The 25,174-nt window shown below is 67.8% G+C and carries 20 protein-coding genes and 1 pseudogene; 6 read left to right on the forward strand and 15 right to left on the reverse strand.

The features are described from left to right. Nucleotides 1-34: 34 nt before the first annotated feature. A complete protein-coding gene (locus ACVK00_RS20985; RefSeq protein ID WP_105788906.1) occupies nucleotides 35-1,129 on the reverse strand; it encodes a polyamine ABC transporter substrate-binding protein in 1,095 nt (364 codons plus the stop codon). Between the two features lie 355 nt (nucleotides 1,130-1,484). Between ACVK00_RS20985 and ACVK00_RS20990 the strand changes: the two genes are divergently transcribed. From ACVK00_RS20990 to ACVK00_RS21005, 4 genes are all read left to right on the forward strand, one after another. Then, nucleotides 1,485-1,688, forward strand: a complete 204-nt coding sequence (locus ACVK00_RS20990; RefSeq protein WP_228904312.1) for a DUF1289 domain-containing protein — start codon at nucleotides 1,485-1,487, stop codon at nucleotides 1,686-1,688. 622 nt (nucleotides 1,689-2,310) lie between these two features. Further along, a complete protein-coding gene (locus ACVK00_RS20995; RefSeq protein WP_228904314.1) occupies nucleotides 2,311-2,949 on the forward strand; it encodes a DUF1120 domain-containing protein in 639 nt (212 codons plus the stop codon). Nucleotides 2,950-3,063: 114 nt separating this feature from the next. Continuing rightward, nucleotides 3,064-3,801 carry a fimbria/pilus chaperone family protein gene (locus ACVK00_RS21000; RefSeq protein WP_284890863.1) on the forward strand — a complete coding sequence of 246 codons (738 nt, stop codon included), beginning with the start codon at nucleotides 3,064-3,066 and terminating at the stop codon, nucleotides 3,799-3,801. Nucleotides 3,802-3,829: 28 nt separating this feature from the next. Further along, on the forward strand, nucleotides 3,830-6,373 hold the full coding sequence (locus tag ACVK00_RS21005; RefSeq protein ID WP_284890862.1) for a fimbria/pilus outer membrane usher protein: 2,544 nt from the start codon (nucleotides 3,830-3,832) through the stop codon (nucleotides 6,371-6,373). On the opposite strand, the gene ACVK00_RS21010 is transcribed toward ACVK00_RS21005, so the two are convergent. From ACVK00_RS21010 to ACVK00_RS21020, 3 genes are all read right to left on the reverse strand, one after another. Continuing rightward, nucleotides 6,370-7,011, reverse strand: coding sequence for an OmpW/AlkL family protein (locus ACVK00_RS21010; protein ID WP_284890861.1), 642 nt, complete (start codon nucleotides 7,009-7,011; stop codon nucleotides 6,370-6,372). The genes ACVK00_RS21005 and ACVK00_RS21010 overlap by 4 nt on opposite strands. Nucleotides 7,012-7,076: 65 nt before the next feature. Then, a complete protein-coding gene (locus ACVK00_RS21015) occupies nucleotides 7,077-8,267 on the reverse strand; it encodes an NAD(P)H-dependent flavin oxidoreductase (RefSeq protein ID WP_284890860.1) in 1,191 nt (396 codons plus the stop codon). Between the two features lie 128 nt (nucleotides 8,268-8,395). Beyond that, nucleotides 8,396-9,832 (reverse strand): aldehyde dehydrogenase family protein, encoded by a 1,437-nt coding sequence (locus tag ACVK00_RS21020; RefSeq protein ID WP_284890859.1) that lies wholly within the window; start codon nucleotides 9,830-9,832, stop codon nucleotides 8,396-8,398. A 233-nt stretch (nucleotides 9,833-10,065) separates the two neighbouring features. Between ACVK00_RS21020 and ACVK00_RS21025 the strand changes: the two genes are divergently transcribed. Beyond that, a complete protein-coding gene (locus ACVK00_RS21025; RefSeq protein ID WP_006753485.1) occupies nucleotides 10,066-10,431 on the forward strand; it encodes a hypothetical protein in 366 nt (121 codons plus the stop codon). Between the two features lie 34 nt (nucleotides 10,432-10,465). Here ACVK00_RS21025 and ACVK00_RS21030 read toward each other — a convergent pair whose 3' ends face one another. Continuing rightward, nucleotides 10,466-10,930: an Lrp/AsnC family transcriptional regulator gene (locus ACVK00_RS21030; RefSeq protein WP_284890858.1), complete on the reverse strand. Its 465-nt coding sequence runs from the start codon at nucleotides 10,928-10,930 to the stop codon at nucleotides 10,466-10,468. A gap of 133 nt (nucleotides 10,931-11,063) precedes the next feature. On the opposite strand from ACVK00_RS21030, the gene ACVK00_RS21035 reads away from it, so the two are divergent. Beyond that, nucleotides 11,064-12,110, forward strand: a complete 1,047-nt coding sequence (locus ACVK00_RS21035; RefSeq protein ID WP_284890857.1) for a zinc-dependent alcohol dehydrogenase family protein — start codon at nucleotides 11,064-11,066, stop codon at nucleotides 12,108-12,110. Between the two features lie 115 nt (nucleotides 12,111-12,225). On the opposite strand, the pseudogene ACVK00_RS21040 reads toward ACVK00_RS21035, so the two are convergent. From ACVK00_RS21040 to ACVK00_RS21085, 10 genes and pseudogenes are all read right to left on the reverse strand, one after another. Further along, nucleotides 12,226-12,357: pseudogene (locus tag ACVK00_RS21040) on the reverse strand (DUF2501 domain-containing protein); the annotation flags it as partial. A gap of 50 nt (nucleotides 12,358-12,407) precedes the next feature. Then, the gene (locus tag ACVK00_RS21045) at nucleotides 12,408-13,646 is read right to left on the reverse strand and encodes an MFS transporter (protein WP_354122976.1); all 1,239 of its coding nucleotides are present in this window, start codon (nucleotides 13,644-13,646) and stop codon (nucleotides 12,408-12,410) included. A gap of 57 nt (nucleotides 13,647-13,703) precedes the next feature. Beyond that, nucleotides 13,704-13,964 (reverse strand): hypothetical protein, encoded by a 261-nt coding sequence (locus ACVK00_RS21050; protein WP_416378647.1) that lies wholly within the window; start codon nucleotides 13,962-13,964, stop codon nucleotides 13,704-13,706. Nucleotides 13,965-14,007: 43 nt separating this feature from the next. Beyond that, a complete protein-coding gene (locus ACVK00_RS21055; protein ID WP_354122977.1) occupies nucleotides 14,008-14,802 on the reverse strand; it encodes a 2,3-dihydro-2,3-dihydroxybenzoate dehydrogenase in 795 nt (264 codons plus the stop codon). Beyond that, nucleotides 14,799-18,716 (reverse strand): amino acid adenylation domain-containing protein, encoded by a 3,918-nt coding sequence (locus ACVK00_RS21060; RefSeq protein ID WP_284890855.1) that lies wholly within the window; start codon nucleotides 18,714-18,716, stop codon nucleotides 14,799-14,801. Before ACVK00_RS21060 ends, ACVK00_RS21055 begins: the two co-directional genes overlap by 4 nt. A gap of 44 nt (nucleotides 18,717-18,760) precedes the next feature. Continuing rightward, a complete protein-coding gene (locus tag ACVK00_RS21065) occupies nucleotides 18,761-19,087 on the reverse strand; it encodes a DUF2218 domain-containing protein (RefSeq protein WP_284890854.1) in 327 nt (108 codons plus the stop codon). Next, the gene (locus ACVK00_RS21070) at nucleotides 19,084-19,950 is read right to left on the reverse strand and encodes an isochorismatase family protein (RefSeq protein WP_228904343.1); all 867 of its coding nucleotides are present in this window, start codon (nucleotides 19,948-19,950) and stop codon (nucleotides 19,084-19,086) included. Before ACVK00_RS21070 ends, ACVK00_RS21065 begins: the two co-directional genes overlap by 4 nt. 49 nt (nucleotides 19,951-19,999) lie before the next feature. After that, nucleotides 20,000-21,625, reverse strand: coding sequence for a (2,3-dihydroxybenzoyl)adenylate synthase (locus ACVK00_RS21075; protein WP_354122978.1), 1,626 nt, complete (start codon nucleotides 21,623-21,625; stop codon nucleotides 20,000-20,002). Continuing rightward, nucleotides 21,622-22,806: an isochorismate synthase gene (locus tag ACVK00_RS21080; RefSeq protein ID WP_354122979.1), complete on the reverse strand. Its 1,185-nt coding sequence runs from the start codon at nucleotides 22,804-22,806 to the stop codon at nucleotides 21,622-21,624. The genes ACVK00_RS21075 and ACVK00_RS21080 overlap by 4 nt, the downstream gene beginning before the upstream one ends. 50 nt (nucleotides 22,807-22,856) lie before the next feature. After that, nucleotides 22,857-25,061: a TonB-dependent receptor domain-containing protein gene (locus ACVK00_RS21085; RefSeq protein ID WP_284890851.1), complete on the reverse strand. Its 2,205-nt coding sequence runs from the start codon at nucleotides 25,059-25,061 to the stop codon at nucleotides 22,857-22,859. Between the last annotated feature and the right edge of the window lie 113 nt (nucleotides 25,062-25,174).

The following is a 25,174-nucleotide window of genomic DNA, read 5'->3' on the forward strand; positions in this document are numbered from 1 at the left end:
GGGCTTCATGACTGCTGGCTCACTTCGGCTCGCGTCAGCGGCCCGATTTCAGCTCGGTCCACAGACGCGTCTGCAGACGCTGGATTTCAGGCGGCAGCGGCTTGAGCAGGAACAGCGTCTTCACGACGTCGGCCGGCGGGTAGACGGCCGGGTCGTTCGCGACGTCCGGCCGCACGTACTTGCGGGCCTCGGCGTTCGCGCTCGGGTAGTACACGGCGTTCGTGATCGCCGCGTGCACCTTCGGATCCTCGATGTAGTTGATCCATTGCAGCGCGGCGTCCTTGTTCTTCGCGTCCTTCGGGATCGCCATCACGTCGAACCAGACCGGTGCGCCGCCCTTCGGAATGTAGTACTCGACCTTGTACGGCTTCTTCGCTTCGAGCGCGCGATGCTTCGCGATCACGACGTCGCCCGACCAGCCGTACGCGAAGCAGATGTCGCCGCCGACCAGGTCGTTGATGTAGCCCGACGAGTTGAACTGCGTGATGTACGGGCGGATCTTCTTGAGCACTTCCATCGCGGCCTTGTAGTCGGCCGGGTTCGTGCTCATCGGATCCTTGCCGATGTAGTGCAGCGCCGCCGCGAACATCTGGTCCGGCGCGTCGAGCACCGACACGCCGCAGGTCTTCAGCTTCGAGAGGTTTTCCGGCTTGAACAGGATGTCCCAGTTGTCGAGCGGGACCTTGCCGAGCGCCTGCTGCGCCTTCGTCAGGTTGTAGGCGAGACCGGTCGTGCCGTATGCCCAGGGCACCGTGTACTTGTTGCCCGGATCGGCGCCGGCGACGAGCGCCATCAGTTGCGGATCGAGATGCTTGAGGTTCGGCAGCTTCGACTTGTCGAGCGGCGTGAAGATGCCGGCCGCGATCTGCTTGCCCGCGTAGTTGCTGGTCGGCACGACGATGTCGTAGCCCGAGCTGCCCGTCAGCAGCTTCGCCTGCAGCGTGTCGTCGCTGTCGTAGTTGTCGTAGCGAACCTTGACGCCCGTCTGCTTCTCGAAGTTCGGGATCGTGTCCTTCGCAATGTAGTCCGACCAGTTATAGATATTGAGCTGCGTATCCTTCGCCGCTGCGGCCGACGCACCCACGCACAGCGCGAGCGCTGCGAACCGGCCCACTACCTTTGCTTTCATCCCGTTCTCCCTCCGGCCGGACCGCGTGTCCGGCTGCCGTCTGCCTCGTCATGGCGGCGCATTCTGGCACGCCGCCCCTCGAAAACCCCGAACGCTACCATCATTCGCGTGCCGTCACAAAAAAATCATGCCCGTGTCGCGCAAACGGAACAGATTCCCGCCGCAAGCCGCCCGGGCGGCCCGCACGGCGGGGCGTTCCGGGGGAATTCTATCGGTTAATCGACGCCTGTCCATCAGGAAAAGAAAGCGGTGGCGAAACCGCGTGCGCACCGGCGTCGCTCCGGCATCCGGCCGGCCGCCCGGCCTCCATGCATTAAAATGACGCCCTGACGATTTCACGGCGCAAAACCTTCCGATGGCCTCCAATCTCCACGACCTGCCTGACAGCCCCTGCATCGGCGTCTGCTCGACCCTCTTCGACGAAGTCTGCAAAGGCTGCGGTCGCACGGCCGCCGAAGTATCGAACTGGGTGTTCCTGAGCGACGACGAAAAGCGGGCCGTGTGGGAGCGCATCAAGCGCGAAGGCACCGCGATGCGCTTCCAGTACGACAAGCTGTAAGCCATCCCGCGTCGGCGCATGCCGACGCGATGCGCCCGCCCGGGCGCCGCGGGCCCGATCACGGGCTGCCCGCTGGCGGGCCTGCCCGGCCGCACCTCACTCCCCCCGCGTCACCACCGCACTCGCTCCGTCGCAATCGACGCGACGCACTCCGTTTCCGTTCCGACTTCCCGCTGCCGGCAAGCGTCATGGGCGCGATGACGCCGCGCGTCCTTCGTCACGATCGTCCGTCGCCAACAGGCATGCCGGGGTCGCGCCGCCCGTTCTTCGATATTGTCCGCTCAGATTGAATCCAATCCGCCCGATCCTTATCGAAGCTGAAAAATATTACATCTGACATTCGTAACGATCGAAACACCAGTTTCCATCGATAAATCGGATTATTTTCTCGATTAAATTCTATAAATACTATAGAAATCGCCGTAAAAATCTGTACAAGTACGATTTCAATTCTTAAATCTAATTGATAAATTCCATCCGCTCTCCGGAAATTATGGCGAGCGATTTATCTTCCACCAATCGAAAAACCGGATCACCGAATTGACTTCGGAATTCCGGGTAGTTAAAGGAAACCGCTCAGATGAAATTCGTTAAGATGACGAACCAAGCGTCGCACGTCGTGATGGCAGGTCTGCTCGCCCTGGGGAGCGCATCGGCGTTCGCCGACTCGTTCGACGTCAAGGTCACCGGGACGATCAAGCCCGGCGCCTGCACGCCGACGCTCGCCGGCGGCGGCACGTTCGATTACGGACTGATCGGCTCGGCCGAACTCAGCCCGACCGCGCCCACGCTGCTCGCGGTCCTGTCGGATTCGATCACGATCACCTGTGACGCCGCCGCCCGCGTCGCACTGAGCGCGCAGGATAATCGTGCCGGCACCCGCGCATTTACCGGCAATATCAATTTCTTCGGCTCGGCCAATTCGGTTAACACGCAATTCGGCCTCGGCTCGGCCGGCGACAAGAATATCGGCGCTTTTGCATTCCGTTTCAGAACGAACTCATTCACGGCGGATGGCGCGGCGGTCGATTCGATTTATTCGAGCACTAGCGGCGCCACTTGGGGGGCGTCCAACGGGATTGTCAATAACACCGGCGGCTACGAGTCGTGGGCGAAGAAAGGTCAGACCGTCCCGGTCGCGGCGAAGGTCTTCACCGGCACGCTCGACGTGCAGGCCGCGATCGACAAGACGTCGAATCTCGACCTGAGCCAGGAAATCAATCTCGACGGCCTCGCCACCGTGTCGCTCGTGTACCTGTAATTCCGGTACGCGTCTTTCCTCCGATCGCGTCGATTGCCTGACAGGCATCGACCGCACCGCCGCTTCGCCGAAGCGGCGGTGCGCAGCACGATTACCGCCTAACCTGCCACCTCCATGAAATTCCCTGCATGCCATACCCTGCGGGCGTCGTTGCTCGCCCCGCTCCTCGGTTGCCTGATCGGTTCGAGCGTCGTACACGCGATGGGCGTCGTGCCCGAGACGTCCGTGGTGATCGTCGACGAAGCCGACGGCGAAGGAACGATCTCGGTCAGGAACACCGACACCCACCCGACGCTCCTGCATACGACGGTCGAGCCCATTCCCGAGGACAAGGCCGAGCTCCTCATCGTCACGCCCCCGATCGCGCGAGTCGAAGGCGGTGCGGTGCAGCTCGTCCGGTTCGTTCTCGCCGGCAACGCGCCGCTCGCCACGCAGCGCCTCGCCCGCGTCTCGTTCTCCGGCATTCCGCCGAAACGCCAGAACAAAAACGAGATCCAGACGATCATTCGCCAGAACCTGCCGGTGCTGATCCAGCCGCAAGACCTCGCGCGCAACGACCGGCCATGGGAACTGCTGAAGTGGTCGATCGAGGACGGCAAGCTGATCGTGCGCAACGACAGCCGCTATGTGGTGCGTCTCGAACAGAAAGTGCAGTTGCTCCCGTCGGGGCAGATCGTGTCGCTTCCCGCACCCTACGTGCTGGCTGGACAGACCCGCCGGATCGCACTGGCCCGCGAGGCCGCGACGCCGGAGCGCGTGCGCCTCTTCCCCGCCACCGTCTACGGCTACTCGGTCGATCACTACGACGCGGCGCTGGTCCCCGCTGCGGCCGCTGCGGCCACGCAACGGTAAGCACCGCGTATTCGATTCCGGATCTGCGATGTCAGGTGCCATTCGTGGCCCGCGCGGCCTCTTCGCGCTCGGGCTGTTCGCCGTTGCGAGCTGCATGCCGTGCGTCGCCGCCACCGACCCGGGCCCCACCGCACCCGACACGCTCGAGTTCGATACCGGCGTGCTGCGCGAGCACGGGATCGACGCCGCGGCGAGCCGCTATTTCGCGCACGCGCCGCGCTTCATGCCCGGCACGGCTTCCGTTCGGCTGACGGTCAACGGCAAGCGCGCCGGACGCGCCGATGCGCGATTCGACGACAACGGCAACCTGTGCGCGACGCCGGGCCTGCTGCGCGCGGCCGGCCTGGTCGTGCCCGACGCGCTCCGGGATGCGACTGCGGCGACCGCGCGGAGCCCCAGCGCCGACACGCCGCCCTGCTACGACTACCGGCGCGCCTATCCGCAGGCGATCGTCACGCTGCGCCCGGCCGACGGCGCCGTCGACCTGGTCGTGCCGCCCGACGCACTCGACACGGGCCGGCGCACGCCCGGTATGTTCGAGCACGGCGGCTTCGCCGGGCTCGTCAACTACGACCTGCTCGCGATGACGACGCGTAACCCGGCCGGCACGTCGCAATACTGGCAAGCCACGACCGAAGCCGGCTTCAACGCGGCGGACTGGATCGTGCGCAGCAGCCAGATCGCCACGGTCGTCGACGGCCATGCCGGCATCGATCATCAGGCAGCCTACGCCCAGCGCACGTTCGCATCGCGCGGCACGACGCTGCAGGCCGGGCAGATCGTCCCGCGCTCGACGCTGTTCGCGATCGGCCGGACGTTCGGTGTGCAGATGTTTCCGGACGAAGCACTCGCCGTCACGCCCGGCGCGGCCGCACGCGTGACCGGGATCGCGCGCACGCAGGCGCGCGTCGAGGTGCGCCAGCTCGGCGTACTGATCCATGCGTCGCAGTTGCCGCCGGGGCCGTTCACGCTGACCGACCTGCCGCTCGTCAGCGGCAGCGCGGATCTCGACGTGACCGTCGTCGAGGCCACTGGCGACGTGCAGCATTTCATCGTGCCGGGTTCGTCGCTGCCCGGTGCCGGGCTCGCCGCCGCGCAAGGGCTGGCGATCGCGGTCGGCCGCCTGCAGAACGACGGATACGCACAAGCCCCGTGGCTCGCGACCGCCACGCGCGGCTGGCAGATCGGGCAACGCGCGCGGCTCAACGCCGGCATCCTCATGTCGTCGCCGTTGCAGGCGGGCGCCGCGAGCGTGGAATTCGCACCGCTTGCCGGCGTCGCCGCGGCCGTCGGCGTCGACGTCACCCGCGCCGCCGGTCGCCACGGCGCCCAGACGCGTCTCGCGCTATCGAGCAACGGCGACACGCCATTGCGCGCCGATGTGTCGTTCGTTCGCCGCACGTCCGGATACCGTGAACTGACCGATGCGGTGCGGTCGATCGACGCATTCACGCCGCCGGCGCGCACCCAGTTCGCGGCGGCGCTCGGCTGGCGCGATCGCACGTTCGGCATGCTGTCGTTCGACTACACGCGGGTCGCGGTGGTCGACGGCCCCGCGATGCAGCGCATCGCCGGCGCATGGACCCGCCCGCTCGGGCGGGGCTCGCTCGTGCTGAACGTGAGCCGGACGTTCGGCACCCGCGGCGCCGTCGGCACCCAGGTTTATGTGAGCGCGACCGTGCCGATCGGCACGCGCAGCGTCAGCGCCTTTGCGAACGTCACCGGCGACTCGGTGCGTTCGGGCGCCCGCTATTCCGACACGTTCGGCCGGACCGGCAGTTACAGCGTCGCGGCCGACTACGACACCGCGATCCGGTCGCCGTCGATCCGCGCGACGGTCAGCGGCACGCCGAAGCATGTGCGCGCGATCGTCAACGCGGGCCTCTACGGCGCCGATCGCGCCACGCTCGGTATCAATCTGCGCGGTGCGGTCGCGCTGCTCAATGGCGTCGGCATGCTGTCGCCGTATGAGATCCGCGACACGCTCGCACTCGCCCGCGTCGGCGATCGCGCCGGCATCGAACTCATCACGCCGTCAGGCCCGGTCTGGACCGATCGCCACGGCCGCGCCGTCATCGCATCGCTGCCCGCGTACGCGCGAACACTCGTCCGGATCAACACGAAAAGCCTGCCGCGCAATCTCGACCTGAAGAACGGCATACAGACCGTCGAAGCCGGCCGAGGCTCGGTCAGCCGCGTCGAATTTGCCGTCGAGCAAACGCGGCGCGTGCTGCTGACCGTGACGCTGGCGGACGGCGTGCCGCTGCCGGTGCTGTCGACCGTCACCGACGACGACGACCGGTTCGTGACCGTCACCGGAAGCGAAGGCAGGTTGCTGCTCACGGGCGCCCAACTGACGACGCCGCTGCGGGTCGCGTTGCCGGACGGCGCGTCCTGCCGCCTGGCGATCGCGTTGCCGGCCAAGCCGCCTGCGACGACGCGCTATTACGAGCGGGCCGACGCGCGCTGCGAATCGTCGCCCGCGTCCGTCGCGCAAGCCGCACAAAAAAAGAGCGGCATGCCGACTGCCATGCCGCCAACCCCAACTCTGTTCTTTTCCGCGCGCGCCTAGAACTTCATCCCGACGCCCACGCCGACGATCAGCGGATCGATGTGCAGCGTGCCGATGCCCTTGTCGCCGAGCGTCGCATCGGTGCTCATCCAGATCTTCTTCACGTCGACGTTCATGAACACCTTCTTCGTGACCTGCACGTCGACGCCGAACTGCAGCGCCGGACCGAAGCTGCTCTTGTTGATCGACACGCCCTCGCCGCCGACATTGAGCCCGTTGTTGTAGAAGTACGTGTAGTTCAGGCCCGCGCCGACGTACGGGCGCACCTTGCCGGCATGGTTGAAGTGGTACTGCAGCAGCAGCGTCGGCGGCAGCACGCCGACGCCGCCGAGATTGCCGAGGCTCGACGTCATCTGGTGCCGCGACGTGCCGAGGATCAGTTCCACGCCGAGGTAGTCGCGGATCATGTACGTGAAGTCGAGCTCCGGCACGATCGCGTTGTTCACGCCGGTGTTGATCGCGCCCAGCGTGTCGCTCGCGCGTTCGTTCGGCTGGATGCTGATCGCGCGCAGCCGGACCAGTACGTCACCCTGGTTGATGCCGTCGCCCGGCGAAGCCGCGTGCGACAGCGAAGGCAGCGCGGCGAGACTTGCCGCAATGGCCGCGGCGGTGACACAAGTTCGAATCGTTTTATGCATGGTGCGGACCCCTGAAGAATGCATTCCATTCTCCTTGTAGGGTCTTTGGAGCATCTTGATATTCGTCAAGCCAGCGTAAACATCGGACGGTTTGTCGCAGGCTCGGCCGCGCGGCCCGTCAGCAGCAGATCGAGCAGATCGCGCACGCTGCGGATCGCGTTGCCGAACGGCAGCGCTTCGCGGCCGCGGAAGAACAGGCCGTTCGCGACGTCGCCGCGCAGCGCGGCCGCGAGCCGCGTGTCGATGCAGAAATGGCCGAACTTCTCGATGCCGTCGCGCAACCCGCAGACGCTCAGGCATTCGAGCGCGGTCGGGCAGCGCTGCCGGAACGCGCCGAGCTTGTCGCGAATACGCGTTTCGTTGCGCAGGTAACGATCGAGCCAGGGGGTCTTCACCGCGCGCGCCGGCAGCCCCGTCACGCTAACGAATTCGACGATGTCGTCGGGCAGCGCATCGGCCAGCACGCGCTTGAAGTTCGGATGCGCATCGCCCTCCTCCGTCACCGCGAACGGGGTGCCCACCTGCACGCCGTTCGCGCCGGCCACGAGCGCCGCGCGCACCGTGTCGTGACTGTTGATCCCGCCCGCGACGATCAGCGGGATCGTGTCGCGCGCGAGGCCGAGCGACGCCATCACCTGTGCGGTCTCGTCGAGCACGCGCGCGAAATCGAAGCGCGCATCGTGCAGGTCGTCGATCTGCGTGACGCCGAGGTGGCCGCCCGCATGCGCGGGATGCTCGATCACGATCGCATCGGGCAGCCGCCCCTTCTTCATCCACTTCTTCAGCACCAGCGCGATGCCGCGGCTGTCCGACAGGATCGGGATCAGCGCGATGTCGTGCCCCTGCGTGAGGTCGGGCAGATCGAGCGGCAGGCCGGCGCCCATCACGATCGCGTCGGCGCCTTCGTCGCATGCGACGCGCACGTAGTCCGCATGCGCGCTCACCGCCTTCATCACGTTGACCGCGATCATCCCGCGCCCTTCGCTGTAGGTTTTCGCGAGGCGAATCTCGCGTGCGAGCGCGTCGAGGTTCGCGGCCTCGAGCGTCGGGCGATCGGGATTCGCGCGGCAGCGCGCGAGCAGGTCCGCGTGGTGGTGACGCAGGTCGATGCTGGCGATCGTGCCGAGCGCGCCTTCGCGCGCGACGCTGCCGGCGAGGCGGTGCGCGGAAACGCCGACGCCCATGCCGCCCTGCACCACGGGCAGCAACGTGCGGCCGCGAATCTTGAGCGGCGGGAAGGAAGTGCGTGCGGTCATCTGAACCTCGTCGAAACAAACGAAAATCGGAAACGCGATGATCGACGATCCACCGGCGCGCACCTTGACGGCCGTCAATAAAAAACGGCACGCGAGCGTGCCGTTTCGGGTCATGCGGGGTAAAACGCTCAGGCCGGATTCGCCGGCTTGAGCTGCATCGACTTGTACTCGAGATACTCTTCGAGCCCGTACACGCCGTTCTCGCGGCCGTGTCCCGACTGCTTGTAGCCGCCGAACGGCGCGGCGCCGTTCCACATGCCGCCGTTGATGTCGACCTGACCCGTGCGGATGCGGCGCGCGACGCGCATCGCGCGTTCGTCGCTGCCCGCCCACACCGCGCCGCCGAGCCCGTACGGCGAATCGTTCGCGATGCGCACCGCTTCGTCTTCGTCGCGATACGTGATGATCGACAGCACCGGCCCGAAGATCTCTTCCTGCGCGATCGTCGATTTCGGATCGACGCGGCCGAACACCGTCGGCTTCACGAAGAAGCCCTTCGCGAGCCCTTCCGGCAGGCCCGTGCCGCCCGTCACGAGTTCCGCGCCGTCGTCGATCCCGCGCTGGATATACGCCTGCACGCGCTGCTGCTGCGCGGCCGACGCCAGCGCGCCGAGGCGCGTCGCTTCCTCACGCGGATCGCCCGCGACATACGCTTCGGCCGCCTTCTTCGCGATCTCGCGCGCCTCGTCGTAGCGTGCCTCCGGCACCAGCATCCGCGTGTGCGCCGAACAGGTCTGGCCCGCGTTCAGGTAGCACGCGTTGACCGTGCCCTTCACCGCCGCCGCGAAATCGGCATCGTCGAGGATCACCGACGCCGACTTGCCGCCGAGTTCGAGCGCGACGCGCTTCACGCCCGCGGCCGCGAGTTCGGCCACGCGCTTGCCGGCACGCGTCGAACCGGTGAACGACACCATGTCGACGTCCGGATCGGTCGCCAGCACCTCGCCGACGACCGGGCCATAACCGCATACGAGATTGAACACGCCCGGCGGCAGGCCCGCTTCGTGAATCGCTTCGGCGAGCATGAACGCGTTGAGCGGCGCGACTTCGGACGGCTTCAGAACAACCGTGCAGCCGGCCGCGAGTGCCGGTGCGACCTTCAGCGTGACCTGATTGAGCGGATAGTTCCACGGCGTGATCGCCGCGACGACGCCGACCGGCTCGCGCACGACCAGCGAGTTGCCGACCGTGGCCTCGAATTCGAACGATTCGGCGAGCTTCGCGTACGCCTTCCAGTTGTAGATCGGGCCGCCGACCTGGATCGCGCGCGACAGCTTGATCGGCATCCCGACTTCGCCGGTGATCGACTGCGCGAGTTCCTCGCTGCGCGCCTGCAGGCGCTCGACAATCTTGCGCAGGTAGCCCGCGCGCGTCGCGGCCGGCGTCGCGGCCCATGCGTCGAATGCCGCGCGCGCCGCGCGGATCGCGTCCTGCGCATCCGACGCGACGCCTTCGGGAATCCGGCCGATCACGGCCTCGGTACCCGAGTCGATCACGTCGATCGTGCCCGTTCCGGCCGGTTTGCGCCATGCGCCGTCGATGTAGAACTGGTCGTAGATTTTCATCGCTTCCTGTCTCCCGGAAAACGGCCATTCTAACGAGTGTGGCGCGGCACGGCGATGACGTCGAACGCGGCCGCAGCGCGCACGGACGGTGCGCCGCACGCCCGCTTCCCGCGGCTGCGGCATCCGCGCCACGCGGGTGCACGACGTGGTCCGCATCGTGCTATGTTTTTAGTATCGGCGCCGGCCGCTGCAGGCCGCGCCACCCGGAATCGATGCCTTTCGCGAGCGCTGCCATGACCGACGCATCCCGTACCCTCGGTTCGCAAGATCGCCTGGAGCTGCTGTGCTGGCTCACCTGCGGCAATCTCGGCGCGTTTTATCTGAATGAATCCTGGCCGGACGCGTCTTTCCAGGTGCAGGCCGCGCACCGCTGGCTCGACCGCCATCACCGGCAGGCCGACTGGCTCGCGATCGCGAAGCTGGCCGCGCTGGCGCAGGACATCGCCAAGCGGCACGCCGGCTTCGTCGATGCGTCATGGGCGCGCGACGCGGTCGAGGAAATCGTCGATACCGACGATCTCGACTACCGGGCGAAACTCGTGCAATGGGTCTACGAAGACTGCTGCAAGGCGCTCGCCGACAAGCGGCTGGCCGACTGACCGCTCGCGCATGCGCGAGCGCCGGTTTGCGCCATCACGCTATCGGCAGCCGCTGCGTCGACTTCAACTGCCGCAGCGACAGGTTCGAGCGGATGCTCAGCACGCCCGGCAATCTGCGCAGCACCCTTTCAACGAAATGACTGTAGTCGTCAAGGTCGGCCGCCACCACCTGCAGCAGAAAATCCGCTTCGCCGGTCGTGTTGTCGCATGCAAGCACGTTGGGGCTTGCCTGGATCAGACGCTCGAACTCGGCCGTCACCTCCTCGCTGTGCTGCGTGCAGACGATCTGCACGAACGCCATCACGCCGAGCCCGAGCTTTCGACGGTCGAGCCGCGCGTGATAGCCCGCGATCAACCCCGCTTCCTCCAGCCGCTTGAGCCGGCGCCAACAGGACGTCTCGCTCAGCGAGAACGCTTCGGCGAGCCGTGCATTCGATACGCGCCCGTCCTGCTGGAGCATGTCGAGCATGCCGCGATCGATCCTGTCCAGTTGTTCCATGAAAGCTCCTTGCGGCATTCGCCCGATCTTCGCAAGGCTATCTCAAGAATACCCGTTTCTCAATCGCAAAATGAAAGATAAATCCGCTTTCGTCCGGCTATATTGAAAGACTCATTCGATCCAGGAGGAGATAGTGAAAGCAGTCGTTTATGAAGCGTTCGGCGCGGCGCCGCGGTTGATGAATATCGACGATCCGACGCCGGCACCCGACGGCGTCGTGATCGAAGTGAAGGCGACCGGCGTGTGCCGCAGCGACTGGCACGGCTGGATGGGGCACGACCCGGACATCGTGCTGCCGCATGTGCCGGGGCACGAACTGGCCGGCGTCGTGGTCGCGGCGGGCGCGGCGGTCACGCGCTGGAAGGCCGGCGACCGCGTCACGGTGCCGTTCGTCGGCGGCTGCGGGCACTGCCCGGAATGCCATTCCGGCAACCAGCAGGTATGCGAGCGGCAGTTTCAGCCCGGCTTCACGCATTGGGGTTCGTTCGCCCAGTTCGTCGGCATCCATCACGCGGACCTGAACCTCGTACGGCTGCCCGACGCGCTCGATTTCCCGACCGCGGCGAGCCTCGGATGCCGCTTCGTGACGTCATTTCGCGCGGTGGTCGACCAGGGGCGCACGTCGGCCGGCCAGTGGGTCGCCGTGCACGGCTGCGGAGGCGTCGGACTGTCGGCGATCATGATCGCGCATGCGATCGGTGCGAACGTCGTCGCGATCGACATTTCGGACCAGGCGCTCGCGCTCGCGCGATCGGTCGGCGCAGCGGCGACCGTCAATGCGTCGCAAGTCGCGGACGTTGTCGAGGCGGTGAAGGAGATCACGCGCGGCGGCGCCCACGTGTCGCTCGATGCGCTCGGCCATCCGACCACCTGCTTCAACTCGATCAGCAATCTGCGCCGCCGCGGCAAGCATGTGCAGGTCGGGCTGATGCTCGGCGAGCATGCGACGCCGGCCGTGCCGATGAGCAAGGTCATCGCGCACGAACTGGAGATTCTGGGCAGCCACGGGATGCAGGCGCATCGTTACGACGCGATGCTCGACATGGTGCATGCCGGCACGCTTGCGCCGAACCGGTTGATCGGCAAGGAAATCAGTCTCGCCCAGTCGATTGATGCGCTGATGAACATGAACCGGTTCGAAGGCGCCGGTGTGACGGTCGTGACGGACTTTTCGGGTTGACGCGACCGGACGTTACCGCCGGCGATGGCGACAGCCGGCTTCTGCCGCCGCCACATCGGCCTTTTCTGCCGTTCGCGCACGGACTCGACGTGCGCGAACGGCCCGCGACGCCGGCTTACAACAGCGACTTCCCTTGCGCCAGCACCTTGTCGCAGATCTGCTTGGTGACCTGCTGCTTCAGGCCGCCGCCGCTCAGGTCGACCTTGCTGCCGTTGCCTGCGTCGAGGATCCCCCTCGCGCCGCTCGTACACACCAACGCACCTGGGCGATCGTGTCGCGCCCGTCTATCGAACACCGTCACGCCGCCGTCGTACCTGCCCCGTCGGCGCGGGCCGCGACGAACACGACGACGAGCACCATGCCGATCGAAGCGAACGGCGCCGCCGGATGCAGTTCGTACAGCATCGTACCGACCAGCGGCGCAACGACCATGCTGAGCCCCTGGGCCATCGACATCGCGCCCGCGCACGCGGCCTGCTCGTGCGGTTCGACGCGCGTGCTCGCGAGCGCCGCGACCGTCGGAAAGGCCGCGCCCATGCCGCACGCCGCGACCAAATAGCTTGCGCACAGCAGCAACGGATGCGCAGCCCCCACCGCCAGCGTCGACACGAACCCGGCGCCGCCCGCCAGCGCGCCCCAGCTCAGCCATTGACGCGGCGCGACCGCGCGCAGGCGGCCGACCAGCGACTGCATCGCGATCAGGCCGACCCCGGCGCTGCCGAGCGCATAGCCGACCACCCTCGATGCATCGCTCGTCCGGACCTGCAGCCGGTCGATCACGTAAAAACCGAGCACGCTGTTCGCGATCATCACCGCGCTGTACAGCGCGAACGCGCTGCCCCACGGTAAGCGCAAGCGCGGATCGGTCGGTTTCAGCCGGGGCGGCGCATGCCGTGCGAGATGCGGACCATCGCTGCGCAGCCGCCGCAGTCCAGCGAATCCGGCAAGCGGCAGCAGCGCGAAAACGGCGAGCGCGAGCGTCATGTCCACCCCCGCGAGCCAGCCCGCCAACGGCGGCGCGAGCGCCATCCCGATTGCGCCCGCCGCGCCGAATCGCGCGAGCGCGGACGCCCGTCCGGCGACCGGCGTCCGGTCGGCGATCCACGCGGTGGCGGCGACCGGCAGCCCCGCATAGCAGCCGCCCATCGCGGCGCGCGTCACGAGCAATGCAAGAAAGCCGGCCCACGCCGGCGGCACGGCGTGGCCGCCGCCGCGCAACGCCCAGCCGACGTAGCCCGCCAGCAGCAGCGAACTCGCGACGAATCCGCCGATCGCCGCGCGCATCGTCGGCAACCGCCCGCGGATGTCCGCGGCCCGCCCCCAACGCGGAGCGACGGCCATCCATACGAGTCCGACGATACCGATGATCGCGCCGAAATGCAGCGGCGCGAGATGCATGCACCGCGCCATCGGGCCGGCGATCGTGACGAACGCGTAGGTGCCGGCCACCATCGCGAAGTTCGCAAGCAGCAGCGGAATGAAAGAGGTGCCGGCGTCAGCCGGCGCTTGCAGGGAATCTGCGGGGGCAGTCGACATACATGTTCCGATGGAGAAAAAAAGTCCGACCGCGGTTCCGGCGTGCATCGCCGCCGGTCAACCGGCGATGTGCGCACAGCAACGCGGCCTCGGTGGCTTCTCAGCCGACGCACGGGTCCGTGACCGAACTGCCGTAGCGCAACTCGCCGTCGAGCGGGCGCCGATCGCAGCCCAGCTCACAAGGTCGGACAGATAGTGCGGCGGTGCGACATCCAGCACCTCGGCCGCGACCGGCAGCCCGAGCGCATTGATGTCCGCGAGCAGCCGCCCGAACGCGCCTGCCGCCGCGTGTGCGGCGCAAGCCGAAATCTGTTTCATGACCATGCTCCTGATACGAAATGCCGACGGACGTCACGAACGATCACACGCCGAGCGTCGCGCCGCCATCAACGCACAGCGTATGCAGCGTCACGTGCCGCGCCGCGTCGGACAACAGGAACAGCACCGCGTCGGCGACGTCTTCGGGTTCCGCGATGCGGCCGAGCGGAATGCCGGTGCGAAAGGTTTCGAGCGCGCCCGCGATGACGCCTGCGGCACCGTCCGGCCCGCGCCACAGCTGACGCTGCATCGGCGTGTCGGTCGAGCCCGGAGCGACGATGTTGCAGCGGATGCCGTGCCCGGCCAGCTCGAGGCCGAGGCAGCGAGTGAACTGATGCGCGGCGGCCTTCGACGCCGCGTAGGCGGCCATCTGCGCACGCGGCACAAGCGCCGCGTTCGATCCGACGGTCACGATGCTGCCCGCGCGCCGCTCGATCATGTACGGCGCGACCGCACGCGCCAGATGGAACACCCCGTGCGTATTCACGGCGAAGCAATGCGCCCAGTCGTCGTCGGTCAGCGACGTCGCCTGCGCGAGCCGCAATACGCCGGCCACGTTCGCGAGCATGCCGATCGGGCCGGTCGTCGCGGCCACGCATTCGACCGCAACGCGAACCGCGTGCGGGTCGGCCACGTCGAGCGCGAACGGATGGACGCGGCCCGGCGCCGGCGGACGGTCCGCCGCGGCACGCGCCAGCGTGTCCCCATCGGCATCGAACGCCGCGACGTCGACGCCGCGTGCGGCGAGCCCGCGAACCACGGCGGCGCCGATCCCGCGGGCCGCGCCGGTGACGACGGCCACGCCCGCCGGAAACGTCATGTCGACTGTCGTGCTCATTGCATCTCGCTCCTCGTTTCGAACGCCAGGTCGGCCCACCCTGCGAGCCGTTCGGCCAGTGCGGCACCGATCGCCGCCATCGGCGCCGGATCGGACATCCCGTCGTGCGAGCAGTCGAGCGCCACGCAGATCGGCAACGCCGCGGGCCGATGTACTGTCCAGCTGTCGGGACCCGGTATGCCGGGCTGTTTGCACGTCGCGTTGAACAGCAGCAGTTCGCCGCCGTAGTGCGGTGTGGGTGCCGCGCGAAATTGCCGCATCTGCCGCAGCGTCGCGTCGACCAGCGCATCGAGCCCCGCGCCGCCGAGCGCCGCGAACGGACTGTTCGCGCGCAGCAGGCGCTGTCGCAGCGACGTGTCGGACAGCGCCGCCGTATCGAAATCGCCGTTCACCGTCAGCAGGATCCGCAGCGCATCGCTGCGCACGGGCTGCGGCCTGGCTGTCCACGCGGAAGACGGATAGCTGTCCATCAGCGCGACCACGCCGACCAGCGCACCCGCGCGATCGAGGGCCGCCGCGACGGCGTAGGCGAGCGCGCCGCCCAGCGACCAGCCGAGCAGGTGGTACGGCCCGTGCGGCTGCAGTGCCCGCACGCGCCGTACGTACGTGTCGACGAGTGCATCGAAGTCGACCGCGCCGTTCGTATCGTCGAGCGACAGTTGCAGCCCGTCGATCGTCGTGTCGGGCAGGTACGCCGCCAGCCGCAAGTAACTCCATGCGAGACCGTCGGCCGGATGAATGCAGATCAGCCGTTGCGCGGCGCCACTCGCCGTCTGGATCGCGAGGTGCGGGCCGAATGCGTCGCGCTGCGCGCGCGGCCGGTACGGTAGCGGCGCACGTAGCGCGGCCGTCAGCGCCGCGACCGTCGCATGACGGAACAGCATCGACACCGGCACGTCGCGGCCGAGCGCACTCGCGAGCCGCGCGCTTGCCTGGATCGCCTGCAACGACTTGCCGCCGATCTCGAAGAAATTCGAATCGGCCGTCAGCGCTACGCCGCCGAGCACGCTGCGCCACGCATGCATCACCTGTCGTTCGAGCGCGTCGGCGGCCGGCGCGTCGTCCACACCGACGCGGGCCGCCATCGCAAGCTGGCGCAGCGCATTGCGATCGGTCTTGCCGTTGATGTTGCGCGGCAAGCGCTCGAGCACATGCCACGCGTCGGGAATCGCGGCGGCCGGCAGCGCGTCGGCGAGTTGCGCACGCAGTGCGGCCGTGTCGTCGGTGCCCGCGACGAACGCCGCGAGCGTCGTCACGTCGGCGTCGCCGCGCAACGCGATCACCGCAGCCTCGCGCACCTCCGGCGTGCGCAACAGCCAGTCCTCGATCTCGCGCGGGTCGATCCGTACGCCGCTGATCTTCACCTCGTGGTCGATCCGGCCGTCGAATACCAGCCGGCCGTCGATAACGGCGGCAAGGTCACCAGTCCGGTACGCGCGCGCGCCGGTGCCGGGCAGCGCGACGAAGCGCTCGGCCGTCAGCGCCGCATTGCCCGGGTAACCGAGCGCTAGGGCGTCGCCGCACAACACCAGTTCGCCCATGCGCCCTTTCGCCACCGGATACAGCCGTTCGTCGACGACATACGCGTCGATCCCTGCGCGCGGCATGCCGATCGGCACGGGTTCACCGTCGCGCCAGACCGCGTCGGGGCCGCTCACGCGCGCGGCGGTCGCGATGATCGTCGTCTCGGTCGGCCCATAGGTGTTCAACAACACGCGATGCGGCAAGTGCGCACGCCAGCGCCGAATCCGCTCCGGCAAGGCGGCTTCGCCGCCGATGATCGTCAGCCGCACGCCGGCAAGACGTCGGGCATGGCGAGCGTCCAGCGCGTGTGCGAGCACATGCCAGTAGGCGGTCGGCAAGTCGAGCACCGTGATGCGGAGCCGCTCGACTTCCGCGGTAAACGCATCGACCGAATCGAGCATCGCGTCGTCGCGCAGCACCAGCGTCGCGCCATTGCAAAGGCTCGCGAAGATTTCCTCGAAGCTCGCATCGAAATGCAACGGCGCGAACTGGAGTACGCGGTCTTCCGGGCCGATCCGATACAGGTCGCGCGTGCTTTCGACGAAATGGGCGAGCGCGCCGCGCCCGACCCGCACACCGTTCGGCCGGCCGGTCGAGCCCGACGTATACAACTGATAGGCGGGTTGCGCAGCGTCGGTTGCGTACGTCCCCCATGACGGCGACGGCGGTCGCGCCGCATCGAGATCGAGCACCGCGCGACCGTCTGCGCATCCGCGCCATGCATCGCGCGTGATCACGAGCGCGGGTGCGGCGTCCGCCAGCATCGCGACGACCCGCTGAGGCGGTCCGTCCGGATCGACCGGCACGATCACCGCGCCGACCTTCAGTACCGCGAGCATCGCTGCGATCACATCGGGCGCACGCGGCGCGGCGATCGCAACGCATGCGCCGCGCGCGATGCCGCGCTGCACGAGTTCCCCCGCGAGCGCATCGGCGTCGGCGAGCAGCGTCCGATAGTCGATGCAGCGCTCGCCCGCTTCGATCGCCGGATGCGCGGGCGCCGCGCGAGCGACGCGTTCGATCCGTTCGAGCACGTCGTCGCACGGCCCGGTCAGCGGTGCGCCGCGCACGATCGACGGTGTCGGCATCCCGCCGAGCAGCACGCCGACGGGCTCGTCCGGCGCATGCGCAGCGAACGCGTCCAGCCACGCCGAAAGATCGTCGGCATGCGCGGCGAGCACGGCCTCGTCATAGGCGTTCGGGTTCGCTTCCAGCGTCAGGTGCCACGCGCCGCCGCGCACGGCGAGCGTTACGTTCAGATCCTTCACCGGGCCGCCGCTAACCGCACGCGTGTCGCTCGCGAGCCCGTGGAATGCGACCTGCCGTTCGAACGGCATCACGTTGACGGCCTGGTTGAACAGGAATGCGTCGCGCTCCAGCAGGCCGAGATCGCCGCGAATCCAGCCGTAGCGGTAATACAGGTGCGGCCGGATCGCGCGCAGTCGCGCCGCGCATTCGCTCGCCAGTGCGCGCGACGAACACGCGGCATCGACATGCACGCGCAACGGCACGATGTTCATCGCCATGCAGGGCACGGCGAGCGCCGGCGTGCCGAGCCGGTTCATCACGGGCAGCCCGAGCGTCAGATCGCACTGCCCGCCCTGCTTCGCGAGCCACAGACCGATCGCGCACAGCAGCCATGCGTTCCAGTCGACGTCGACCCGCTCGGCGGCCGCGCGCAACGCCTGCACGCGGCCGGCGTCGAGCACGCGTGTCTCGCGCCGCGCGTCGAGCGCGATCTCGTGCTTCGGCACGAGCACGAGCGGTGCGGGCACGTCGCGCAGATGCGCTCGCCAGAACGCGCGATCGGCTTCGAACCCGCCGTCGGCGCGATAAACCGCTTCGGCGTCCACGACGCGCCCGAGTCGCCAGTCAGGCAGCACCGGCAGCGGCGTATCGCCGACGCGCGCGTTGTAGCGGGCCGCCACGGCCTGCTGCAGCAGACCGTAGCCGAAGCCGTCGAGCGCGATGTGATGGACCTGCAGATACCACCAGTGCCGGGTCGGCGACAGTCGCAGCAGTGCGGTGCGGTACAGCGGATCGGCGGTCACGTCGCAGCAGGTGGACAGCGACGCCTTCATCCACGCGCGCGCCGCCTCGACGGGGTCCGCACGGGCCGACAGGTCGACCAGCGGCAGTCTCGTGCGCGGCGTGCCGCGCGCCTGCCACAGCGCATCGTCCTGCCACGCAAAGCGCATATGCAGTGTGTCGGCGTGGTCGAGCACGGTCTCGACGCTGTCGGTCAGCGCAGCGACGTCGAGCGCACCGTCGAGTTCGATGATCTCGGCCGTCAGATAGCCCGGATCGTCGGGATCGACCTGTTGCGCGACCCAGATGCCATATTGCGCGGACGTTGCGCGAAGCGGAGAAGAAGCGGGTTCGGTTTGCATGAGCGGACACATCACGAAGTTCGTTGAACCGGAAGCGGGCCGCATCATGCGCCGCGCGCCCAAGCGACCACCAGCGCGCGGTTGCGCGACATCAGGCCCAGGTGTTCGTCCATGACGTACTGGACCTGTGCGAGCCCCTCCGGCGAATCGGCCTCGCAGCGAAGCTGCAATACGTCGTCGGTGCGCACCACCCGGCACACGCCGTATGGAAAATCGACGGTCGCGCAATGCGTGTCGAACACGACGGGCACCTTGATCGCGAAATGCTTGCACAGCTTGAACAGCACGCGTTCGGCCTGCGGCACCGACACCGCCGCGGTACTGACAAACGGTGCCGGACGCGCGTCCTGCAGCGTCGGGCCGGCCTTCACGCGCTCACCTGCGCCGCGCGCTGCAGTACCCGCGTCCACGCGCCGAGCGTCGGCTGCTCGGCCAACTGGACGAACGTGACGTCGTACCCTTGTCCGCGCCACTGTTCGACGAGGGTCATCATCCGGATCGAATCGAAACCGCAGTCGACCAGGTTATCGTGCTCGTGCAGATCGGCGGCCGGCATCCGCAGGCTGTGGGCAACCTGTGCGGCGATCGCGGCAAGTGTCGGCGCCGCCGCAGCGTTGCCGACGAGCCTGTCCGTGGTCACAGTCATCCCGCAGCGACCAGCCACGTAGTCGAGCGCCATCCGGTGCTCGCGCTCGGAAAAATCCGCGAGCGCATCGGCAACGAAGAATGGCTTCACGTCACGCATGAACGCATCGCATGCCGTCATCAGGCAGCCGATGTGCGCATAGACGCCGCAGATCGCGAGTTGATCGCGCCTCTGCTCGCGCAGGCGAGTGTCGAGCAGCGAGCGCTGGAATGCGCTGTAGCGCCACTTGTCGAGCACCGTATCGCCGGATGCCGGCGCAAGCGCTTCGCAGATCGACGCGCACGACGGCTGCGCGGTGAGGCCCGGCCCCCACATGTCGGTCAGAAGCGCCCGGTCGACCGTCGCCTGCATCGCCGGCTGCGCGGTGTAGAAGACCGGCATCCCGGTCGCGTGCGCAAAATCGATCAGGCGGCGCACATGCGCGATCAGCGTCGGCACCGGCGCCGCCGTGCGGTCGTAGAAGTCGAGGAAGTAGTCCTGCATGTCGTGCACGAGCAGCGCCGCACGGCGTGGTTCGAACTGCCAGTTCACGCGGTTCGCCGGCAACTCCGCCGGCATCGGATAGGAAGCGATTTTCGGAATGGCCATGATGGTCCTGATCTGGAATGCGGAAATAGGTGCGGCAGTGCCGGCGCGGTCACGCAACGGCGGCCAGCCGAGCGGCGATGTGCTGGCGCAGCGCACGCTTGTCGATCTTGCCCACCGGCGTCTTCGGGAATGCGTCGACGAACTCGATCCGGTCGGGCACCTTGTAGGCGGCCACGCCCTGCCCGCGCACGAATCGCACCAGGTCCGCCGCGCCCGGTGCGGGCGCGCCGCGAATCACGTATGCGCAACTGCGTTCACCGAGATACGGGTCCGGCATCGCCACCAGGGCGGCGTCGACGACGCCCGGATGCGCGAGCAGCAGGTGCTCGATCTCTTCGGCCGGAATCTTCTCGCCGCCGCGGTTGATCTGATCCTTTGCGCGCCCCTCGACGACAAGATGGCCATTCGCCGTCAGACGAACGCGATCACCCGTGCGATAGAAGCCGTCCGCCGTGAACGCACGCGCGTTGTGCGCGGCCGCGTCGTAATAGCCGCGGATCGTGTACGGGCCGCGCGTCAGCAGATGGCCGACTTCACCGGGCCGGACCGGACGATCGTCGTCGTCGACGATGAGGATCTCGTCGTCCGGCGAGATCGGGCGCCCTTGCGTGGCAGTCACCACGTCGAGCGGATCGTCGAGCCGCGTGTAATTGACGAGCCCTTCCGCCATCCCGAATACCTGCTGCAATTGCGCACCGAAGCCGTCCGCCGCACGGGTCGCGAGCGCCGGATCGAAACGCGCGCCGCCGACCTGCACGAGCTCGAGGCTGGCCAGCGCCTCGCGCCGCTGCGCGGCGGCGGCCAGCCACACGGGTACGAGCGGCGGCACGAGCGCCGCCACCGTCACGCGCTCGCGTTCGATCAACGCAAACGCGACATCGGGGCTCGCACCGTCGGCAAGCACGACGATGCCGCCGGCATGAAAAACGCCGAACGAACCCGGCGAGCTCAGCGCATAGTTATGCGCGGCCGGCAGCGCCGCGAGATAGACGCTGCGCTCAGAGAGTCCGCAGAGACGCGCGCTCTCCCGCACGCTGTACAGATAGTCGTCGTGCGTGCGCGGAATCAGCTTCGGCGTCCCCGTGCTGCCGCCCGACAATTGCAGGAACGCGGTCGCGTGCGCGCCGGGCCCCGGCGGCAGCGTGCGTTCGCCAGCCGCGTCCAGCGCGTGGGGCAACGCAACCCGCGCGTTACCGGGTGCCGTGAACAGCACGTGGCGCAGCGTCGGCGCATCGGCACCGATCTCGCCCGCAAGCGTCCGGTAATCGAATCCGTCGTGGCGTTCCGCCGCGACATAGGCGACCGCCCCCGCGTGACGGCAAAAGTAGCCGATCTCGCGCCGGCGATGCGCGGGCAACGCAAACACCGGCAGTGCGCCGATCCTGAACAATGCGAACGTCAACGCGAAAAACGCGACGCAGTTCGGCAATTGCACGACGACCCGGTCGCCCGGCACGATCCCGATGGCCGTCAATGCGTGCGCCGTGCGTTCCGCCTCGGCCGCGAGCGTGCGGTACGACCAGCGCAAGTCGCCCTGCACCAGCGCGATGCGCTCGCCATGCCGCGCGACACGTTCGTCGAGCCACTGGTCGAACGACTGACCACGCCAGTATCCCTTGCGACGGTATGCGTCGGCGAACGCGTCCGGCCAGGGCGTGCGGCTCTCCAACGTCATGCGGCCTCCCGCGCGGCGCCCGACGCCGCATCGTGACGAATGCCGAGCGCATCCAGCATCGTGCGGAATTTGGCGGCGGTTTCCGCACATTCGCCCTCGGGCGTCGATTCGCCGACGATACCCGCGCCCGCATACAGCCGAAGCGTGCGGTCGCATGCTTCGGCGCAACGAATCGTCACCACCCACTCGCCGTCGCCCTGTCCATCGACCCAACCGAGCATCCCCGCATAAAAACCGCGATCGAACGGCTCTGCATCGCGGATGCAGTCGCGCGCCGCTGCGCGCGGCGTGCCGCAGACGGCGGGCGTCGGATGCAGCGCGAGCGCAAGCGTCAACGCATCCGCATCGGTCTCGCCGCACACTTCGGTGGACAGATGCCACATCGTTTCCGTGTGAACGAGCGACGGGCGTGCCGGTACGTCGAGGCGCCGACACAGCGGTGCGAGGCAATCGCGCACCGCTTCGACGACGACCCGATGCTCGTCGAGGTCCTTCGCGGACGCCAGCAGCGCCTGCGCGCGGCGCCGGTCCTCGACGGGATCGCAGCTGCGCGGCGCAGATCCCGCGAGCGGGTTCGCCCGTACGACGCCGTCGAAGCGGTTCACGAGCAGTTCCGGACTCGCGCCGAGCAGCGTGCGGCCCGCGCCGAGATCGACCGAGAACGTATAGCCGTGCGGATTGCGCGCCGCGAGCCGTGCCACGAGCGAGGCGACGTCCACCGCGGCGTCACCGGTCGCCTCCAGCGTGCGCGCCAGCACGACCTTGTCGAGCTCGCCCGCACGGACCCGGGCGATCGCATGCGCGACCGCCTCCGCGTAAGCCTCCGCCGGCGGCACCTCGCGCGTCGCGTAGCGCATGCCGCCCGGCTCGGGTGCGCTCAGCGCGCCGAGAGGCCGGGCGCGCAGCATCGTGCGCGCGACCCGCAATGCGGCCGGCGCGTCGGCATCGAACGGCACGGCGCCGACCACGGCCGCGCCGGCATGACCGTCTGCCCGCGCGCGACGCAGCGCATCGTTCACGCGCGCCGCGAGCGGAACATCCGCATGCGCAATCGCCTCGGCAACGTCGCCGGCCAGCAGCGTATGGGCCGGCGTCGCCAGAAACAGCGGGGTATCCGCACGATAAACATCCCATACGTTGTGGAATGCTAATAGATCGGACGATCGGGAAATCGCATTCATGACATTTGCCTCCAGATTGAACGAGCCGGCGCCCGGTGCCGGCGATGCCGTCACATTTCGGCGGTCAGGCTCACCGCGATGCGGCGCCCCTGGTCGACGAGCCAGTTGTCGCTCAGCCCGGTCGTCCGGGTACGATCGTCGATCGGCACCCTCTTGTTGGTGAGGTTCAGCACCGCGAAATTGACGGAGAAACGCTTGTCGATCCGGTAACGGCCGCCGAGATCGAAGGTCGTTGTCGACGGCCGTTCGCGCACGCCCTGCGCGCCGTTGCGGAATGCAGCCCAGTACTGGCTGCCGATATAGTTCGCCGCCGCATAGAGATCGAGTTTGGCCGTCGGGATCCAGTCGACCTGCACGTTGAATTTGTTCTTCGGCGTCTTGTCGAGCGGGTAGCCGTCGAGCGAGCTGCCGTTGAATGCCTTCTCGCCGCTGCCCTCGCGGCGCGATTCGGTCAGCGTGTACGCACCGGACACTTTCAGCGTGCGCGACAGGCGCGTGCCCGCGCCGATCTCGAGCCCGTACAGCTTGACCCGATCGATGTTGTCGTACACATAGATGTTGCGCCCCGGCGAGCGCGGATCGGGCTTGCCCGTGTCGTAACTCGACACCTTGTTCTTGAACAGGTTGTTGAACAGCGTCAGGCCCGCATAGGTATCGCCCATGTCGTAGCGCACTCCGAGTTCCTCGGTCAGGCTCGTCTCCGGCTTGAGGTCCGGATTGCCGCACAGCGTGCCGGGGGTCGCGCCAGCCGCGCCGCCCGACGTCATGCAATAGCCGCCTGTGCTCTGACGCAGCGCCGGCGGTCGAAAGCCCGTCGACATGCCGCCGCGCACCGTCCATGCATTGCTGAGCTGGTACACGCCGTAAATGCGCGGGCTCACGTGGCTGCCGTATCGGTCATCGTGATCGAGCCGCACGCCGGTCGTCAGCGTGAAACGGTCGTTGAAGAAGTAGTCGTTCTCGCCGAACAGCGCCCATGCGTTGCGCGTCACGCGAGCCGCATTGGTGCCATGGCCTTTCGGCACTGCGTCCTGCACGCTGACGCCCGACAGTCGCGACCAGATGTGCTGGCCGCCCACCGTCAGGATGTTGCGTTCGCCCCACCACGGCACCTCGGCCTTGCCTTCGAGGATCGTGTCGGTGAGCACCGGCTGCACCGCCGTGCGCCCTACCGGCGTCCACTGATCCTGCACGCCGCGCTCGCCGTACAGCGACACCGTCGTATTGCCGAAGCCCCAGCGGCCGTCGTGCGCGATGCCCCAGTAGTCGCGCACGTGCCGCGTCTCCGTGACGGCGGACTCGGCCGTCCGCGGCGTGAGCGGCGCAGCGCTCTTGCCCGGCGTGCTGAGATAGGTGAGCTGCTCGCGGCCGACGCTCAGGCTCACGTCCTGGTTGCGCGCGGGTTTCGCGGACAGCTTCACGTCGAAGCTGCCGATTCGTTGCCCGTTCGCACCGCCCGTGCCGCTGTTCGGGTAATAGATGTCGTCCTCGCCGCGATGCAGCAGCCGCCCCGACGCCTGCAGCCCGAGCACGTCGGATTTCAGCGGGCCGCCGAGCCAGAAGTCGACGCTCTGCGTGTCGCCCTGGTTCGATTCGAGCTGCCATACGCTGCCGGCCGTGATCGTGCCCCCCCAGCGCTTCGGCACCTTGCGCGTGATCACGTTGATCACGCCGCCCATCGCGTCCGCGCCGTAGAGCGACGACATCGGCCCGCGCACGACCTCGATGCGCTCGATCGCCGACAGCGGCGGCATCAGGTTCGATTGCACGCCGGCCGTGCCGCGGTTCATCGTTTCGCGCGTATTCTGACGACGGCCGTCGACGAGGATCAGCGTGTACTCGCCCGGCATCCCGCGAACCGAGATGTCCTGATCGTTCGGCGACGACCCCACCACGCTCACCCCTTCCACGTTGGCGACGATCTCCGCGACCGACGTATAGGGTTTCGCCTCGATGTCTTCGCGGCTGATCACCGAAATGCTCGCGGGCGCTTCGCGGATCGCCTGCTCGCGGCGGCTTGCCGTAATGACGATTTCCTTCATCGTCGGACCGGCGACCGCGTTCGGCGGCGGCGGTTCACCCGGCTTGTCCGGTTCGCCAGGTCCGGCGGCGGCACGCACGGCGGCGGCCGAGGACGCAGCGACGGGTTCCGCCGCCGGTTCGGGCGTCTGCGCCCATGCGCACGACGCACCCATCAGATACAGGCCGGCAACGACGACCGGTTTCAATGCAAAGCTTGCGGCTTGACTCGACATGATGGCGCTTTCGATGTTTCACAATGGAATTGATTCTCATTTGCATTATGAAATATGAAAGCAACCGAAATATTTGCGCAAACTTCAAACTCGTTTGAGCGCCGCCCCGACTC

It is taken from the genome of Burkholderia sp. PvR073 (genome assembly GCF_054055695.1).

Excerpts from the sequence above, each read along its gene's own strand:
- ACVK00_RS21050 (WP_416378647.1), bottom strand. The coding sequence starts at position 13,964 with ATGAAACAGATTTCGGCTTGCGCCGCACACGCGGCGGCAGGCGCGTTC.
- ACVK00_RS21005 (WP_284890862.1), top strand. The coding sequence starts at position 3,830 with ATGTCAGGTGCCATTCGTGGCCCGCGCGGCCTCTTCGCGCTCGGGCTG.
- ACVK00_RS21025 (WP_006753485.1), top strand. The coding sequence starts at position 10,066 with ATGACCGACGCATCCCGTACCCTCGGTTCGCAAGATCGCCTGGAGCTG.
- ACVK00_RS21055 (WP_354122977.1), bottom strand. The coding sequence starts at position 14,802 with ATGAGCACGACAGTCGACATGACGTTTCCGGCGGGCGTGGCCGTCGTC.
- ACVK00_RS21000 (WP_284890863.1), top strand. The coding sequence starts at position 3,064 with ATGAAATTCCCTGCATGCCATACCCTGCGGGCGTCGTTGCTCGCCCCG.
- ACVK00_RS21060 (WP_284890855.1), bottom strand. The coding sequence starts at position 18,716 with ATGCAAACCGAACCCGCTTCTTCTCCGCTTCGCGCAACGTCCGCGCAA.
- ACVK00_RS21045 (WP_354122976.1), bottom strand. The coding sequence starts at position 13,646 with ATGTCGACTGCCCCCGCAGATTCCCTGCAAGCGCCGGCTGACGCCGGC.
- ACVK00_RS21030 (WP_284890858.1), bottom strand. The coding sequence starts at position 10,930 with ATGGAACAACTGGACAGGATCGATCGCGGCATGCTCGACATGCTCCAG.
- ACVK00_RS21070 (WP_228904343.1), bottom strand. The coding sequence starts at position 19,950 with ATGGCCATTCCGAAAATCGCTTCCTATCCGATGCCGGCGGAGTTGCCG.
- ACVK00_RS21075 (WP_354122978.1), bottom strand. The coding sequence starts at position 21,625 with ATGACGTTGGAGAGCCGCACGCCCTGGCCGGACGCGTTCGCCGACGCA.
- ACVK00_RS21085 (WP_284890851.1), bottom strand. The coding sequence starts at position 25,061 with ATGTCGAGTCAAGCCGCAAGCTTTGCATTGAAACCGGTCGTCGTTGCC.
- ACVK00_RS21020 (WP_284890859.1), bottom strand. The coding sequence starts at position 9,832 with ATGAAAATCTACGACCAGTTCTACATCGACGGCGCATGGCGCAAACCG.
- ACVK00_RS20985 (WP_105788906.1), bottom strand. The coding sequence starts at position 1,129 with ATGAAAGCAAAGGTAGTGGGCCGGTTCGCAGCGCTCGCGCTGTGCGTG.
- ACVK00_RS21080 (WP_354122979.1), bottom strand. The coding sequence starts at position 22,806 with ATGAATGCGATTTCCCGATCGTCCGATCTATTAGCATTCCACAACGTA.
- ACVK00_RS21015 (WP_284890860.1), bottom strand. The coding sequence starts at position 8,267 with ATGACCGCACGCACTTCCTTCCCGCCGCTCAAGATTCGCGGCCGCACG.
- ACVK00_RS20990 (WP_228904312.1), top strand. The coding sequence starts at position 1,485 with ATGGCCTCCAATCTCCACGACCTGCCTGACAGCCCCTGCATCGGCGTC.
- ACVK00_RS20995 (WP_228904314.1), top strand. The coding sequence starts at position 2,311 with ATGGCAGGTCTGCTCGCCCTGGGGAGCGCATCGGCGTTCGCCGACTCG.
- ACVK00_RS21010 (WP_284890861.1), bottom strand. The coding sequence starts at position 7,011 with ATGCATAAAACGATTCGAACTTGTGTCACCGCCGCGGCCATTGCGGCA.